At 71.0% G+C, this 14,747-nt stretch carries 15 protein-coding genes; 10 read left to right on the plus strand and 5 right to left on the minus strand.

What is annotated here, in order from left to right:
* Nucleotides 1-87: 87 nt before the first annotated feature.
* The 4 genes from GVV04_RS06535 to GVV04_RS06550 are packed head-to-tail and all read right to left on the minus strand — an operon-like array spanning nt 88 to nt 4,216.
* Complete coding sequence (locus GVV04_RS06535) at nt 88-1,074, minus strand: ABC transporter permease (protein ID WP_161685582.1); 987 nt, start codon at nt 1,072-1,074, stop codon at nt 88-90.
* A 9-nt stretch (nt 1,075-1,083) separates the two neighbouring features.
* Entirely contained in the window at nt 1,084-2,097 is a 1,014-nt protein-coding gene (locus tag GVV04_RS06540) for an ABC transporter permease (RefSeq protein ID WP_161685584.1), read from the minus strand.
* Nucleotides 2,094-3,116 (minus strand): ABC transporter ATP-binding protein, encoded by a 1,023-nt coding sequence (locus GVV04_RS06545; protein ID WP_161685586.1) that lies wholly within the window; start codon nt 3,114-3,116, stop codon nt 2,094-2,096. Before GVV04_RS06545 ends, GVV04_RS06540 begins: the two co-directional genes overlap by 4 nt.
* Entirely contained in the window at nt 3,113-4,216 is a 1,104-nt protein-coding gene (locus GVV04_RS06550) for an ABC transporter ATP-binding protein (protein ID WP_161685589.1), read from the minus strand. Before GVV04_RS06550 ends, GVV04_RS06545 begins: the two co-directional genes overlap by 4 nt.
* A 226-nt stretch (nt 4,217-4,442) precedes the next feature.
* Between GVV04_RS06550 and GVV04_RS06555 the strand changes: the two genes are divergently transcribed.
* The 7 genes from GVV04_RS06555 to GVV04_RS06585 all read left to right on the plus strand — a co-directional run bounded on the left by GVV04_RS06555 (nt 4,443) and on the right by GVV04_RS06585 (nt 12,777).
* Nucleotides 4,443-4,991 carry a Uma2 family endonuclease gene (locus tag GVV04_RS06555; protein ID WP_161685593.1) on the plus strand — a complete coding sequence of 183 codons (549 nt, stop codon included), beginning with the start codon at nt 4,443-4,445 and terminating at the stop codon, nt 4,989-4,991.
* A 135-nt stretch (nt 4,992-5,126) separates the two neighbouring features.
* Nucleotides 5,127-5,675 (plus strand): Uma2 family endonuclease, encoded by a 549-nt coding sequence (locus tag GVV04_RS06560; protein ID WP_161685596.1) that lies wholly within the window; start codon nt 5,127-5,129, stop codon nt 5,673-5,675.
* A gap of 32 nt (nt 5,676-5,707) precedes the next feature.
* Complete coding sequence (locus GVV04_RS06565; RefSeq protein ID WP_161685599.1) at nt 5,708-7,144, plus strand: TldD/PmbA family protein; 1,437 nt, start codon at nt 5,708-5,710, stop codon at nt 7,142-7,144.
* 20 nt (nt 7,145-7,164) lie between these two features.
* Nucleotides 7,165-8,679: a TldD/PmbA family protein gene (locus tag GVV04_RS06570; RefSeq protein WP_161686734.1), complete on the plus strand. Its 1,515-nt coding sequence runs from the start codon at nt 7,165-7,167 to the stop codon at nt 8,677-8,679.
* A gap of 285 nt (nt 8,680-8,964) precedes the next feature.
* The gene (locus tag GVV04_RS06575; RefSeq protein WP_161685602.1) at nt 8,965-9,771 is read left to right on the plus strand and encodes a hypothetical protein; all 807 of its coding nucleotides are present in this window, start codon (nt 8,965-8,967) and stop codon (nt 9,769-9,771) included.
* A 10-nt stretch (nt 9,772-9,781) separates the two neighbouring features.
* Complete coding sequence (locus GVV04_RS06580) at nt 9,782-11,713, plus strand: fumarate reductase/succinate dehydrogenase flavoprotein subunit (protein WP_161685603.1); 1,932 nt, start codon at nt 9,782-9,784, stop codon at nt 11,711-11,713.
* The gene (locus tag GVV04_RS06585) at nt 11,713-12,777 is read left to right on the plus strand and encodes a succinate dehydrogenase/fumarate reductase iron-sulfur subunit (RefSeq protein ID WP_161685607.1); all 1,065 of its coding nucleotides are present in this window, start codon (nt 11,713-11,715) and stop codon (nt 12,775-12,777) included. Before GVV04_RS06580 ends, GVV04_RS06585 begins: the two co-directional genes overlap by 1 nt.
* 79 nt (nt 12,778-12,856) lie before the next feature.
* Here GVV04_RS06585 and GVV04_RS06590 read toward each other — a convergent pair whose 3' ends face one another.
* Nucleotides 12,857-13,297: a (deoxy)nucleoside triphosphate pyrophosphohydrolase gene (locus tag GVV04_RS06590; RefSeq protein WP_161685610.1), complete on the minus strand. Its 441-nt coding sequence runs from the start codon at nt 13,295-13,297 to the stop codon at nt 12,857-12,859.
* A gap of 183 nt (nt 13,298-13,480) precedes the next feature.
* Here GVV04_RS06590 and GVV04_RS06595 point away from each other — a divergent pair, with 183 nt between their 5' ends.
* Genes GVV04_RS06595 through GVV04_RS06605 form a run of 3 tightly spaced genes read left to right on the plus strand, consistent with a single transcriptional unit; the run spans nt 13,481 to nt 14,727 of the window.
* Nucleotides 13,481-13,789 carry a 4a-hydroxytetrahydrobiopterin dehydratase gene (locus GVV04_RS06595; RefSeq protein WP_161685612.1) on the plus strand — a complete coding sequence of 103 codons (309 nt, stop codon included), beginning with the start codon at nt 13,481-13,483 and terminating at the stop codon, nt 13,787-13,789.
* A gap of 42 nt (nt 13,790-13,831) precedes the next feature.
* The gene (locus GVV04_RS06600; protein ID WP_161685615.1) at nt 13,832-14,326 is read left to right on the plus strand and encodes a hypothetical protein; all 495 of its coding nucleotides are present in this window, start codon (nt 13,832-13,834) and stop codon (nt 14,324-14,326) included.
* 38 nt (nt 14,327-14,364) lie between these two features.
* Complete coding sequence (locus GVV04_RS06605) at nt 14,365-14,727, plus strand: PH domain-containing protein (RefSeq protein ID WP_161685618.1); 363 nt, start codon at nt 14,365-14,367, stop codon at nt 14,725-14,727.
* Nucleotides 14,728-14,747 lie beyond the last annotated feature (20 nt).

Below are 14,747 nucleotides of genomic sequence, written 5' to 3' on the forward strand. Positions count from 1 at the left end.
TCCCGAGGATCGTAAAGAAGAAAATCTTCGAATTGTGTAACGGTTCTTGATGATTCCGTCAGCGCCGCGGTGGCGGCCGGGCGACGGTCAGCGCAGCCGCACCCGGGGGTCGATCACGGCATAGAGCAGGTCCACCACGACGTTGGCCAGCACCACGAAGACCGCGGCGATGAGCACGGTCGCCATGATGGTGGGCAGGTCACCGTCGCTGACCGCGTTCACCGCGGTACGCCCCAGCCCCTGGATGCCGAAGGTGGTCTCGGTGATCACGGTGCCGCCCAGCGCCCCGCCGACGTCCAGCCCCGCGATGGTCACCACCGGGGTGATCGCCGCGCGCAGCGCGTGCCGCCCGTACACCTTGGGTTTGGTCAGGCCCTTGGCCCGCGCGGTGCGGACGTAGTCCTCGGAGAGCGTCTCCAACATCTGCGCCCGGGACAGCCTCGCGTAGATGGCGGAGTAGAGGAAGGCCAGCGCGACCCAGGCGAGCACCAGCCCGCTGGCCCACTTCGCCGGACTGTCGAACAGCGATGTGTAGCTCGGCACCGGCAGCAGCCGCAGGTTGTAGACGAGGACCAGCAGCAGCACCGCGCCGACGAAGTAGATCTGCAACGACGCGCCGGTCAGCGAGAAGCCGATGGCCACCCGGTCCAGCCAGGTGCCCCTGCGCAGCGCCGAGACCATGCCGAGGCCGACGCCGAGCAGCAGCCAGAGGATCGCCGCCGGGATCACGATGCTCAGGGTCACCGGCAACACCCGGGCCAGGGTGTCGCTGACCGCCTCGTTGTTCGCGTACGACCAGCCCAGGCAGGGGGCGTCGCACCGGCCGCCCTGGGCGCTGCCCAGGTCCCGACCGGTGAAGATGCCCTTCATGTAGCCGGCGTACTGGCTGATCAGCGGGTCGCGCAGGCCCAGCTCCTGGCGGACCCGTTCCAGTCGCTCCGGGTTGCAGTTCTTCGGGCACATGCCGCTGACCGGGTCCCGGGGCAGGGCGAAGAACATCAGGAAGCTGAACACGCTCACCGCGAACAGGGTGAGCCCGGCCGAGAGCAGCCGCTTGACCAGGAATCGCGCCATAGGAAACCCCTACCGGGACGACTTCGGGTCGAGCGCGTCGCGCAGCGCGTCCCCGAAGAGGTTGAAGGCGAGCACCAGCGCGAAGATCGTGATGCCGGGAAAGAAGACGTACGAAGGGTCGGTCTGGAGGTAGTCCAGGCTGCGGTAGATCATCCGGCCGAAGCTCGGCGTCTCGTCGGTGAGGCCGACGCCGATGAACGACAGCGCCGCCTCGCTGGTGATGTACGAGGGCACCGCGAGGGAGAACGACACCAGGATCGGCGCCCAGATGTTCGGCAGGAGCTGGCGGAAGAGCATGTGTCCCAGCCCGGCGCCGCTGGCCCGGGCCGCCTCCACGAACTCCCGCTCGCGCAGCGCGATGACCTGCCCCCGGACCAGCCGGGCGGTGCTGGTCCAGCCGAACAGGGCGAAGATGGAGATCAGCACGCCGATCTGGAACGCGGGCGGCACCGCCTCGCGCTGGCCGTAGAAGCGCAGCGCGACGGTCGGGGTCAGGGCCAGCGCGATGATCAGGAACGGCATGGCCAGGGTCAGGTCGGTGATCCAGTTGATCACCGCGTCGATCCAGCCGCCCAGGTACCCGGCGAGGGTGCCCAGCAGGATGCCGAGCGCGGCGGTGATCACGGCGGCGGCGAACGCGATGAACAGCGACGTCCGCAGGCCGTGCACCATCCGGATGAAGATGTCCCGGCCCAGGCCCGGCTCCAGCCCGAACCAGTGCTCGCCGGTGATGCCCCCGGCGTAGCCCAGCGGCATGCCGAAGCCGTCGAGCCGGTCCTGGAACTGCTCGCGCGGGCCCACCCCGTACAGCGCCTGGATCAGCGGCACGGCGAACGCGAGCAGCACGAAGAAGACCAGCATCGCGGCGCTGATCATGGCCGTGCGGTCCCGCCGCAGCCGGACCCACGCGAGCTGGCCGGGCGACCGGCCGACGAAGCCCTTCGCCTTCGGCGCGTCGCCGTCGCCGTCGCCGGTGGACTCGATCTCCGCCAGCGCCACGCCCTCGACCGGGGACAGGCTCACCTCGTCACCTCCGCACCACTCACGTCGACCCGCTCGGACTCCGGGAAGTGGCAGGCCGTCGACTGGGCGCCGCCGTCCCGGGGCTTCAGGGCCGGCTCCTCCGTGGCGCAGACGTCCTGCGCCTTCCAGCAGCGGGTGCGGAACCGGCAGCCCGACGGCGGGTTCAGCGGCGTCGGCACGTCGCCGGTCAGCCGGATCCGGCCGCCCGGCCCGAGCGTCGTCACGTCCGGGATCGCCGACAGCAGGGCCCGGGTGTACGGGTGCTGCGGGCGCTCGTAGATGTCCGCCCGGTCGCCGATCTCGACGATCCGGCCCAGGTACATCACGGCGACCCGCTGGCAGAAGTGCCGCACCACGGCCAGGTCGTGGGCGATGAAGACGAACGCCAGCCCGAGGTCCCGTTGCAGGTCCCGCAGCAGGTTGACCACCTGCGCCTGGATCGAGACGTCCAGGGCGGAGACCGGCTCGTCGGCGACGATCAGCTTCGGTCGCAGGGCCAGCGCCCGGGCGATGCCGATGCGCTGTCGCTGCCCGCCGGAGAACTCGTGCGGGTAGCGGTTGTAGTGCTCGGGGTTCAGCCCGACCAGCTCCAGCAGCTCCTGGACCCGCTTGCGCACCCCGCCCGGCGGTTTGATCCCGTTGACCTGCAACGGCATCGCCACGATCCGGCCCACGGTGTGCCGGGGGTTCAGCGAGGCGTACGGGTCCTGGAAGATGATCTGAAGGTCCTGCCGCAGCGGGCGCAGCTCGCGCCGCCCGGCGTGGGTGATGTCCCGCCCGGCGAACTCGATCTTCCCGGCGGTCGGCTCCAGCAGCCGCACCAGCATCCGGCCGGTGGTGGTCTTGCCGCAGCCGGACTCCCCCACCAGGCCCAGCGTCTCGCCGGGGCGCACCTCGAAGTCCAGGCCGTCGACGGCCTGGACCAGACCGGTGCTCCGGAACCCGTCGCGCACCGGGAAATGCTTGGTCAGCCCGCTGACCCGCAGCAACGGCTCGGTGTCAGTCGTCGGGTCCGTCATCGGGCCACCCCCACATGTGCGACGTCCTCGCGGTACAGCCGGGTGCGCTCCCGCGCCGGCAGGTGGCAGGCGACCAGGTGACCCGCCTCGCCGGCCGGGCCCAGCGTCGGGACCTCGGTGCGGGAGCGGTCGCCGTTGCGGTCGGCGTACCGGCAGCGGGGGTGGAAGGCGCAGCCCGACGGCAGGTTGATCAGGCTGGGCGGGTTGCCCGGGATGGGGATCAGGTCCGCGTCCGAGTCGCCGTGCAGCGACGGCACGCTGGAGAGCAGACCCCAGGTGTACGGGTGCTGCGGGCGCCGGAGCACCTGCTCCACGGCGCCGTGCTCGACGGCCCGCCCGCCGTACATCACCAGCACCTCGTCGGCGACCTGGCTGACCACCCCGAGGTCGTGGGTGATCAGGATGATCGCGGAGTGGAACTCGGCCTGGAGGTCGGCGAGCAGGTCGAGGATCTGCGCCTGCACGGTGACGTCGAGCGCGGTGGTCGGCTCGTCGGCGATCAGCAGGTCCGGGTCGTTGACCAGGGCCATGGCGATCATCGCCCGCTGCCTCATGCCGCCGGAGAACTCGTGCGGGTACTGGTCGTAACGCTTTGCCGGCTGCGGGATACCGACCCGGCCGAGCATGTCCACGGCCCGCCGCCGGGCCTCCCGCTTACCGGCCCCCGGGTGGTGCACCCGGAACGCCTCGGCGATCTGCTTCCCCACCGTGTAGTACGGGTGCAGCGCGGACAGCGGGTCCTGGAAGATCATCGCCATGTCCCGGCCGCGCAGCTGGCGCACGTCCTCCTCCGGCAGGCCGATGAGCTGCCGGCCGCCGACGGAGATCCCGCCGGTGATGGTGGCGCGCTTCGGGTCGTGCAGGCCGAGGATCGCCAGCGAGGTGACGCTCTTGCCCGAGCCCGACTCGCCGACGATGCCGAGGGTGCGCCCCCGCTCGACGGCGAAGGAGACCCCGTCCACGGCGCGGACCGTGCCGTCGGAGGTGGCGAACTGCACCCGCAGGTCGCTCACTCTCAGGTATGGGCCGTCTCCGCGTTGCTCCGGCACGCCGGGACGGTCGCCCGGTTGCCCGGACGGCGCCGGTGCTGACTTGTCCACGACCGCCTCCCTCAGTGACGAAGAGAACCTACAACAGATCACTGAGGCTGAAACTAAGCTACAAAACGGGTGCTGTCAGCGGGGGTCAGCGTAACGACTCGGCATCTACCTCCGACACCCCCCACCAGGACATCGACGCGATGCGCACCCCCCGATCGCACCTCGGGTGCGACCATGGTGGCGGCAACCGGGAGAGGATCCGCGCCGGATCGAGGTGGAGGTGACCATGACCGCGGCGGTGTTCGACCACGACGGCCCGTGGACCGAGGAGGAGTACCTCGCCCTCGGCGAGACGTCCCAGCGGGTCGAACTGTTCGACGGGAGCCTCCACGTGACCCCAGCCCCCACCCCCCGGCACCAACGAATCTCGCGCAAGCTGGGCAACATCCTCGAACCGGCCGCCGAGGCCGTCGGGCTGGAACTGCTGGAGGCGGTGAACGTCCGGCTCAGGCCCGGGCGGGTCCCCATTCCCGATCTCGTCGTCACGAACCCGGTCGACCTCGACGATCCCAACATCGAGGCGCACGAGGTCCGGTTGGTCTGCGAGATCATCTCACCGAGCAACGCGGCCACCGACAAGGTGCTCAAGATGCACTACTACGCCGCCGCCGGCATCGACTGGTACCTGTTGATCGAGCAGGACACGGGCGCGCTACGTCTTTACCACCGTCGGCACGCCCACTACGTGGAGCACGCGGCGGTCAAACGGGGCGAGGTGCTGGAGCTGACCGAGCCTGTCCGGGCGACGGTCCGGCCGGAGGATCTCGTCCCCTGACGGTGCCCATACCGGCCGGATCGTGCGTCTCGTAGCCGAGGTTGTCGGTCAACTCCTCGTTCAGTCGCACGTACGGTGCGACCATGGTGGCGGCAACCGGGAGAGGATCCGCGCCGGATCGAGGTGGAGGTGACCATGACCGCGGCGGTGTTCGACCACGACGGCCCGTGGACCGAGGAGGAGTACCTCGCCCTCGGCGAGACGTCCCAGCGGGTCGAACTGTTCGACGGGAGCCTCCACGTGACCCCAGCCCCCACCCCCCGGCACCAGAACATCTCGGGCGAACTGCGGGCCGTCCTACGGACGCCGGTCCGCGAAGCCGGCCTACGCGTGCTGGAAGCCGTCAACGTCCGGCTGAAGCCAGGTCGCATCCCCATTCCGGACCTGGTGATCACCGGCGAGATCGATTTCGACGATCCCAACATCGAGGCGCGCGACGTGCGGCTGGTCTGCGAGATCATCTCACCGAGCAACGCGGCCACCGACAAGGTGCTCAAGATGCACTACTACGCCGCCGCCGGCATCGACTGGTACCTGTTGATCGAACAGGAGAGCGGGACGCTGCATCTCTACCGTCGGCAGGGCCGTCACTACATCGAGCGGTCGGTCACCAAGGTGGGTGAGGTGCTGGAGCTGACCGAGCCTGTCCGGGCGACGGTCCGGCCGGAGGATCTCGTCCCCTGACGGATGTCGGTCCCGTCACCTAGGGTCGGGCCATGACCGGATTCGACGCGGCGTCCGCGGCCGTGCAGGCCGCCCTGGACGCGGGGGCCCGGTACGCCGACGCCCGGGTGATGCACCGCCGGTACGAGTCGATGTCCGCCCGCAACGGCGACGTCGAGGAGCTGACCCAGGACGAGAGCCTCGGGCTGGGCGTCCGGGCGCTGGTCGGGTCGAGCTGGGGCTTCCACGCCGTGCCCGACCTCTCCGACGCGGCGGCCCGCGATGCCGGCCGGCGGGCCGCGCGGATCGCCGCCGCGAGCGCGCGCGTCCCTGGCCCGCCGATCGACCTGGTGCCGGCCGAGCCGACCGTCGCGAGCTGGTCCTCGCAGTGCGAGGTGGACCCGCTCGGGGTGGCCCTGTCCGACAAGGGCGACCTGCTCGTCGGCGCGACCGCCACGATGGCCGCCCACGGCGCGGACGTGGCCGAAGGGCTCTACCAGGTCTGGGACACCACGAAGTGGTTCGTCTCCAGCGAGGGCCACCGCATCGACCAGCACATCCGCGAGTGCGGCGGCGGCATCTCGGCCACCTCGATCGGCGACGGCGAGACCCAGCGCCGGTCCTACCCGAGCTACCGGGGCCAGTACGGCACCACCGGCTGGGAGCTGGTCACCTCGCTCGACCTGGCCGCGCACGCCGCCCGGGTCGCCGAGGAGAGCCGGGCGCTGCTCACCGCCCCGCTGTGCCCGGCCGGCGAGACCGACCTGATCCTCGGCGGCGAGCAGCTCGCGTTGCAGATCCACGAGTCGGTCGGGCACGCCATCGAGCTGGACCGCATCCTCGGCTGGGAGGCCGCCTTCGCCGGCACGTCCTGGTTGGACCTGGCCCGGCTCGGCTCGCTGCGCTACGGCTCCGAGCTGATGAACGTCACCATCGACCCGACCATCCCCGGCGCGCTCGGCAGCTTCGGCTTCGACGACGAGGGTTCCCCGGCGGTGCGGCGCGACGCGGTGCGCGAGGGCCGGTGGGTCGGGGTGCTGGCCGGCCGGGACTCGGCCGCCGTCGCCGGCCTGGACCACGGCGGCAGCGTGCGGGCCGACGGCTGGGCCCGGCTGCCGATGGTGCGGATGACCAACGTGGGCCTGGAGCCCGGCCCGCACACCCTCGACGAGATCGTCGCGGCCACCGACGACGGCGTCCTGATGGACGTCAACCGCTCCTGGTCCATCGACGACAAGCGGCTCAACTTCCAGTTCGGCTGCGAGATCGGCTGGGAGGTGAAGCGGGGCCGGCGGGGGCGGATGCTGCGCAACCCCACCTACACCGGCATCGGGCCGCTGTTCTGGCGCTCGATGGACATGCTCTCCTCGGAGACCGTCGCGTGGGGCACGCCGAACTGCGGCAAGGGCCAGCCCGGCCAGACCGGCCACACCGGCCACCCGGCCGCGCCGGCCCGGTTCCGCAACGTCCGAGTGGGAGTCCGCGCATGAGTGAGCGCAGCGGTGGGCGCATGAGCCACGATGCCGAGCGGCACGCGCTCGACCTCGCCGGCCGGGTGGTCGACCTGGTCCGCCGGCTGGGCGGGCCGGGGGCCGAGGCCGAGGTGGTGGTCACCCGGTCCGAGCTGGCGCTGACCCGGTTCGCCAACTCCTTCATCCACCAGAACGTGGCCGAGTCGGGCGTCGGGGTGCGGCTGCGGGTGCACGCCGACGGGCGTACGGCCGCCGGCAGCGGCAGCGTGGTCACCCCGGACGGGCTGGCCGCCCTGGTCGAACGGGCCCTGACCGCGGCCCGACTCTGCCCGCCCGACCCGGCCTGGCCGGGGCTGACCCCGCCGGCGTCGGTGCCGGCCGTCCCGGCGTGGGACGAGGCCACCGCGTTCGCCGAGCCCGACGAGCGGGCCGAGCGGGTGCGCGCGTTCGTGGCCGCCGTCGGCGGGCTGGAGGCCGCCGGCTACTGCCGCACCGCGTACCGGGCTGCGGCGTTCGCCAACTCGGCCGGCCACTCGGCGCAGGGCAGCGCGGCAGAGGCGGCGATGGACGGCATCGCCCGGGCCGGCGCGGCGGACGGGGTGGCCCGGCTCTGCGCGGACCGGCTCGCCAACCTCGACGGGGCGGCGCTGGGGCACCGGGCCGCCACGAAGGCCCGGGCCGCCGTGGCCCCGGTCGAGCTGCCGCCGGGCCGGTACGAGGTGGTGCTGGAGCCGGCCGCCGTGGCCGACCTGCTGCACAACTTCGCCGTGTGGGGCTTCAACGGCAAGCGGTTCGCCGAGCGGCAGTCGTTCGCCGAGCCGGGAGTCGCCCAGTTCGACCCGGCGGTGACGCTCGTCGACGACCCGCTCGGCGGCTCCGGGCTGCCCTTCGACGCCGAGGGCACCGGCCGGCGGGCGCTGACCCTGGTGGACGCGGGCACCACGGTCGCCGTGGCGCACGACCGGCGCAGCGGCGCGCAGGCCGGCACGGGTTCCACCGGGCACGCGGAGCCGGGGGCGGCCACCTTCGGCCCGACGCCCGGCAACCTGCGGCTCACCGGCCCCGGCGGGGTGGCCGCCGCCGGTTCCGCCCGGGGGACGGGCGACCCTGTGGCGAGTCCCACTGTGGCCGGCGGTGGGCCGATGGACGGGCCGGGGGCTTCGGTCGGGCCGGCGGGCGGAGTGGAGACGCCGGGCGGGTTGGAGACGCCGGGCGGGCCGGTGCTCGACGCCGAGACCGCCGCCCTGGTCGCCGGGATGGAACGTGGCCTGCTGGTCAGCGACCTCTGGTACACCCGGGTGCTGGACACCAAGAGCCTGGTGATCACCGGGCTGACCCGGAACGGGGTCTGGCTGGTGGAGGGCGGTGTGCCGGTCCGGGCGGTGCGAGACTTCCGCTTCACCGAGTCGTACCCCCGGGCGTTGGGGCCCGGCGCGGTGCTCGGGATCGGCCGCCACCCGGCCCGGCAGCCGGACCGGGTCGACGGCGTCTGGTGGGATGCCCCCGCGCTGCGGCTGGCCGCCTGGAACTTCACCGGCGGCGCCTCCGGCTGAGTCCCACGCCGCGACCGGTCAGTCCCCTGCCGACCGGCGCGGTGCGGCCCGCAACCCCGGAATCGAACGTGTTGCGAGGGGTTTTCGGGGGACCGGACACCCGGGACGCTCCCTTGCGCGGACGGCCAGCGGAGATCGGCGTAACGTGTGTCACTTAGCTGCGCCGGCACACCGGTGCGGTCGTTGGCTTGCGCGTGACGTGGCAGCGGGTACGAGGTTCGCCGGTCCGCGTGCCGGCCGGAACATGATGCCGCCCGTCAGGGCCCCGTCAGGGAGACGACTCGAATGACATCAACGGCAACGAGGCCGCGGGGCGCGCGAGCACGCGCCGCCATAGCGGCGAAGACGTTGCGGACCGACCGCTGGTGGATAGCCCCACTGATCACCGTCGTCGGGCTCAGCGCCTGGATCGCGTACGCGACGGTCCGGGTCTTCATGCACAAGTGGTACTGGGTGGAGCAGTACCACTACCTGACCCCGTTCTACTCGCCCTGTGTCACCGAGCGGTGTGTCGAGAGCGCCTCGCACTTCGGGCGCTTCCTGCCCGGCTGGTGGGTCATCCCGGACGCGGCGCTGACCCTGCCGTTCCTGCTGCTGTTCCGGCTCACCTGCTACTACTACCGCAAGGCGTACTACCGGTCGTTCTGGCTGTCGCCGCCGGCCTGCGCGGTCCCGGACGGGCACAAGACCTACTCCGGCGAGACCCGGTTCCCGCTGCTCGGCCAGAACCTGCACCGCTACTTCTTCTACGCCGCCGCGATCATCTCGCTGATCAACACCTGGGACGCGATCCTGGCCTTCCACTCGCCGAAGGGCTTCGGCTTCGGGCTGGGCAACATCGTCCTGCTGGTCAACGTGATCATGCTGTGGGCGTACACGATCTCCTGCCACTCCTGCCGGCACATCATCGGCGGGCGGCTCAAGCACTTCTCCAAGCACCCTGTGCGATACAAGGCCTGGACGTTCATCTCCACGCTGAACGCCAGGCACATGCAGCTCGCCTGGATCACCCTCGGCACCCTGGCGCTGACCGACTTCTACGTCATGGCGGTCGCGGCTGGCTGGTTCAACGACCTGCGGTTCATCAACTAGAGGGCCTGACATGACGACCACGAATCGCATCGAAAGACACCACTACGACGTCGTCGTGATCGGGGCCGGCGGCGCCGGCCTGCGCGCGGCGATCGAGGCCCGGCTCGCCGGCAAGAAGACCGCGATCATCTCGAAGTCGCTGTTCGGCAAGGCGCACACGGTGATGGCCGAGGGCGGCGCGGCGGCGGCCATGGGGAACGTGAACAGCCGGGACAACTGGCAGGTGCACTTCCGCGACACCATGCGCGGCGGGAAGTTCCTCAACAACTTCCGGATGGCCGAGCTGCACGCGAAGGAGTCGCCGCAGCGGATCTGGGAGCTGGAGACCTACGGGGCGCTCTTCGACCGCACCAAGGACGGGAAGATCTCCCAGCGCAACTTCGGCGGCCACGAGTACCCGCGGCTGGCGCACGTCGGCGACCGGACCGGCCTGGAGCTGATCCGCACCCTCCAGCAGAAGATCGTCTCCCTCCAGCAGGAGGACAAGGCGGAACTGGGCTCGTACGACGCTCGGATCAAGGTGTTCGACGAGACCACCATCACCGAGCTGCTGCTCGACGGCGAGAAGGTCGCCGGGGCGTTCGGCTACTACCGGGAGTCCGGCGAGTTCATCCTGTTCGAGGCCCCGGCGGTGGTGCTGGCCACCGGCGGCGTCGGCCGGTCCTACAAGGTCACCTCGAACTCCTGGGAGTACACCGGGGACGGGCACGCGCTGGCGCTGCGCGCCGGGGCGACGCTGATCAACATGGAGTTCCTCCAGTTCCACCCGACCGGCATGGTCTGGCCGCCCTCGGTGAAGGGCATCCTGGTCACCGAGTCGGTGCGCGGCGACGGCGGCGTGCTGAAGAACTCCGACGGCAAGCGGTTCATGTTCGACTACGTCCCCGACGTCTTCCGCAAGCAGTACGCGGAGACCGAGGAGGAGGCGGACCGCTGGTACACCGACCCGGACAACAACCGGCGCCCGCCGGAGCTGCTGCCCCGCGACGAGGTCGCCCGGGCGATCAACAGCGAGGTCAAGGCCGGTCGGGGTACGCCCGCCGGCGGCGTCTACCTGGACATCGCCTCGCGGCGCTCGGCCGAGGAGATCCGCCGCCGCCTGCCGTCGATGTACCACCAGTTCAAGGAGCTGGCCGACGTCGACATCACCAAGGAGCCGATGGAGGTCGGCCCGACCTGCCACTACGTGATGGGCGGCGTCGAGGTGGACCCGGACTCCGGGGCCGCGTTCGGCAGCGTGCGCGGGCTCTTCGCCGCGGGTGAGGTCTCCGGCGGCATGCACGGGTCGAACCGCCTCGGCGGCAACTCGCTGTCCGACCTGCTGGTCTTCGGCAAGCGGGCGGGCGGCCACGCCGCGTCGTACACCGATCAGCTCACCGTGCGCCCGAAGGTGGCGATCGGCGCGGTGGAGGCCGCGGTGGAGACGGCGCTCGCGCCGTTGCAGCGCGACACCGGGGAGAGCCCCTACCAGCTCCAGCAGGACCTCCAGGTGGTGATGGGGGATTTGGTCGGCATCATCCGGCGTGAGGGCGAGCTGGCTGACGCGTTGGGGCGGCTGGCCGAGCTGCGCGAGCGGGTGGCGAAGGTCAGCGCGGTGGGCGGCCGGCGGTACAACCCGGGCTGGCACCTGGCGCTGGACCTGCGCAACATGCTGGTGGTCTCGGAGTGCACCGCGAAGGCGGCGCTGGAGCGGCAGGAGTCGCGCGGCGGGCACACCCGGGAGGACTTCCCGGCGATGGACCCGATGTGGCGGCGGGTGAACCTGGTCTGCTCGCTGAACGGTGACGCCGTGCGGCTGGCCCACAAGCCGCTGCCGAAGATGCGCTCGGAGCTGATCGGCCTCTTCGACCGCGCGGAACTGGCCAAGTACCTGACCGACGAGGAGCTGGCCGACTTCGACGCCCTCGTCTCGGACGCCGACGCCGAGGAGGCGGGGAACTGATGGGCACCAAGCGTCACTTCAGGGTCTGGCGCGGCGACGACAGCGGCGGCGACCTTCAGGACTACCAGGTCGAGGTCAACGAGGGCGAGGTGGTCCTCGACATCATCCACCGGCTCCAGGCCACCGACGCGCCGGACCTGGCCTGCCGGTGGAACTGCAAGGCCGGCAAGTGCGGCTCCTGCTCCATGGAGATCAACGGGATGCCCAAGCTGGGCTGCATGACCCGGATGTCGACCTTCGAGGAGAACGAGACCGTCACGGTCACCCCATTGCGCACCTTCCCGATCATCCGGGACCTGGTCACCGACGTCTCGTTCAACTACGAGAAGGCACGGGAGACCCCGGCGTTCGCACCGCCGGCCGGGGTGGCCCCGGGCGACTACCGGATGCAGCAGGTGGACGTCGAGCGCTCGCAGGAGTTCCGCAAGTGCATCGAGTGCTTCCTGTGCCAGAACACCTGCCACGTGATCCGGGACCACGACGAGAACAAGCACGCCTTCGCCGGCCCCCGGTACTTCATCCGGGCCGCCGAGCTGGACATGCACCCGCTCGACACGCGGACCGACCGCAGGGAGTACGCGCAGGCGGAGCAGGGGCTCGGCTTCTGCAACATCACCAAGTGCTGCACCGAGGTCTGCCCCGAGCACATCAAGATCACAGACAACGGGATCATCCCCATGAAGGAACGGGTCGTCGACCGCAGGTACGATCCCCTTGTGTGGCTCGGTAGCAAAATCTTTCGGAGGGGTCAGGTGCCTCAGACCTTCGTGACCAGCGCGAAGCACGGCGACGCGGTGCACTCCCACGTCGCGCACGGCGGGGTGCACTCGCACGCGGGCGACTCGCACGACCCGGCAGCCGAGGCCGAGGCCCAGGCCGGCGTCAACTGGCACCGCGAGGTGCCGAGGCCGACCGCCCCGGCGGTGGACGACAACGGCAGGCTCCCGCTGACGGAGCTCACCTTCGACCGGGCCGCCGCGCCGTCGCCGTTCGGCGACGACGTGACGTTCCCGCTGCCCCCGGAGCACCTGAACTTCGCCCACCCGGAGCAGGACAAGCACTGAGCGCAGCGACGCAGACGGGGGCCTCGGCACGCGCCGGCGGCCCCCGTCCGCATTTCGCCCGTACGCCCGCTTCGGCCGGTCAGTCGGCGGCGAGCAGCGGGCGCAGGGCGGCGACGATCGGGGCGTCGGCGGGGAGCCAGGTGACCGTGTCGAGCTCGTGGGCGGACAGCCAGCGCAGGGCGGAGTGTTCCAGGGCCTGCGGTCGGTCGCCGTGCAGCAGGCGGGCGGCGTACACCTTGAGCACGGAGCGGCCGTGGGCCATCCGCACGTTGCGGCCGACCCGGTCGCCGACCGCCACGCGTACGGCCAGTTCCTCGGCGCACTCGCGGGCCAGCGCGGCTGTCTCGCTCTCCCCCGGCTCCACCTTGCCGCCCGGGAACTCCCACATCCCGGCGACCTCGGGAGGGGCGGACCGGGCGCAGGCGAGCACCTTCCCGTCCTCGATGATCGCCGCGCCGACGATCACCTTTGGTTCCTGTCGTTCGGTCTGTCCGTCCTCGCTGGCCCGTTCGGTCTGCACGGGCGTCCAGGGTGCCAGATCAATCGGCGGTTTGGGTACCGTGACCGTCCGCCAGGCCAGTAGAAGTAGGAAGTGTGGGCGTGGACACACCCTCGGTCGGACGACAAAATTGACGCACCGGCATAGACACGGGACGGCGACGATTTGGCCACAAGCCGGCAACGACGCCTGGGAGGTGCGGTGATGCGCGTGCTGTTCAGGGGGCGGACGAAGCACGACTACCTGAGCGACGCACTGACCCTGTTGACCGGATGGACCCGGGAGGGCGAGCAGATCCGGCGCACGTTGGTGATGGACGACACCCAGCACGCCGCGCTCACCGAGCGGGTGAAGGTGGTCGCCGACGCCCTGCACCTGCGCCCCGAGATCAGCCGCCGGGAGGGCCGGACCCAGATCCGGGTCGGGCACGGCGACGGCGAGCCGCTCACCGAGGGCGAGGTCCTGCTGGCCGCCCGCATCGAGGACGTGTACCGGGCCGTCACGAGCGCCTGAGAGCTCTTGGGCGGGGTGACCCGCACGCCGTATGGTGCACGCGTGAAGTCCGGTCGGATGTTCGCGCTCGCCTCTGTCGGTGCCGTCGTGGGCGTCGTCGTCCTCTGTGGTGCCGTGCTGGCCGGCTGTGCGGGCCTACTGGCCGTATTTAGCCCCGTCAACTACTTCGGCTGCGGGACCGAGCGCCCCACCGGGATCACTGCGGCCGACCTGACGGGGTCGTACGCCACCGCCGATGGCGGGCGACTGGAGCTTTTCGCGGACTCCACACTCAGCGCGAGCGGCCTCACCAACTGGGAGAGCTGGGACGCCTCCGAGCAGGATCAGGATCCCCCGCTCTCTGGTCCCGGCACCTGGTCCCTCAACCCGGCCGACGGCCCGTCACACGACATCCTCCTGGCCTTCACCGCTCCGCCCGGCTACGGCAGCAGCTTCGGCACATCGCTGAACATCGCGGGCAGCCGCGCCGAGCCCTGGCTCTACCAACACCTCACCGACTCGGACAGCTGCCAGCTATACCGCCTCGACCGGGTCTGACCGGGTGGCCGTTGGCGCGACCGACCTACCGTGGGCTCATGGCGAACGCGACGTACGACCGCAAGGAGCAGTTCCAGCAGATCCAGAGCGGCCTGCTCGACGGTGAACAGATCATCGCCGTCTACGACGCCGTGGGCACCGGCACCGGGTTCATCGGCCTGACCGACCGGCGCGTGATCATCCAGGACCGGTCCTTCGTCGGCAAGCGGTACGCGATCACCAGCATCCCGTACTCGAAGATCACCAGCGTGAGCGTGGTGAGCAACAAGTCGTGGGGCGGGTCGTTCTTCTCCACCGGCTCGATCGCGATCCACGTCGGCACCCACACGTACGAGGTCGAGTTCCGAGGCTCGGACAAGAGCCACCACGTGCACAACGTGATCCTGCACTACATCTCCTGACCCTCGCCGGGCGGTGAGCA

The organism is Micromonospora rubida, from assembly GCF_009908295.1.
Classification (GTDB): Bacteria; Actinomycetota; Actinomycetes; order Mycobacteriales; family Micromonosporaceae; genus Micromonospora; species Micromonospora rubida.

Excerpts from the sequence above, each read along its gene's own strand:
- GVV04_RS06535 (WP_161685582.1), bottom strand. The coding sequence starts at position 1,074 with ATGGCGCGATTCCTGGTCAAGCGGCTGCTCTCGGCCGGGCTCACCCTG.
- GVV04_RS06545 (WP_161685586.1), bottom strand. The coding sequence starts at position 3,116 with ATGACGGACCCGACGACTGACACCGAGCCGTTGCTGCGGGTCAGCGGG.
- GVV04_RS06555 (WP_161685593.1), top strand. The coding sequence starts at position 4,443 with ATGACCGCGGCGGTGTTCGACCACGACGGCCCGTGGACCGAGGAGGAG.
- GVV04_RS06560 (WP_161685596.1), top strand. The coding sequence starts at position 5,127 with ATGACCGCGGCGGTGTTCGACCACGACGGCCCGTGGACCGAGGAGGAG.
- GVV04_RS06565 (WP_161685599.1), top strand. The coding sequence starts at position 5,708 with ATGACCGGATTCGACGCGGCGTCCGCGGCCGTGCAGGCCGCCCTGGAC.
- GVV04_RS06570 (WP_161686734.1), top strand. The coding sequence starts at position 7,165 with ATGAGCCACGATGCCGAGCGGCACGCGCTCGACCTCGCCGGCCGGGTG.
- GVV04_RS06575 (WP_161685602.1), top strand. The coding sequence starts at position 8,965 with ATGACATCAACGGCAACGAGGCCGCGGGGCGCGCGAGCACGCGCCGCC.
- GVV04_RS06580 (WP_161685603.1), top strand. The coding sequence starts at position 9,782 with ATGACGACCACGAATCGCATCGAAAGACACCACTACGACGTCGTCGTG.
- GVV04_RS06585 (WP_161685607.1), top strand. The coding sequence starts at position 11,713 with ATGGGCACCAAGCGTCACTTCAGGGTCTGGCGCGGCGACGACAGCGGC.
- GVV04_RS06595 (WP_161685612.1), top strand. The coding sequence starts at position 13,481 with ATGCGCGTGCTGTTCAGGGGGCGGACGAAGCACGACTACCTGAGCGAC.
- GVV04_RS06605 (WP_161685618.1), top strand. The coding sequence starts at position 14,365 with ATGGCGAACGCGACGTACGACCGCAAGGAGCAGTTCCAGCAGATCCAG.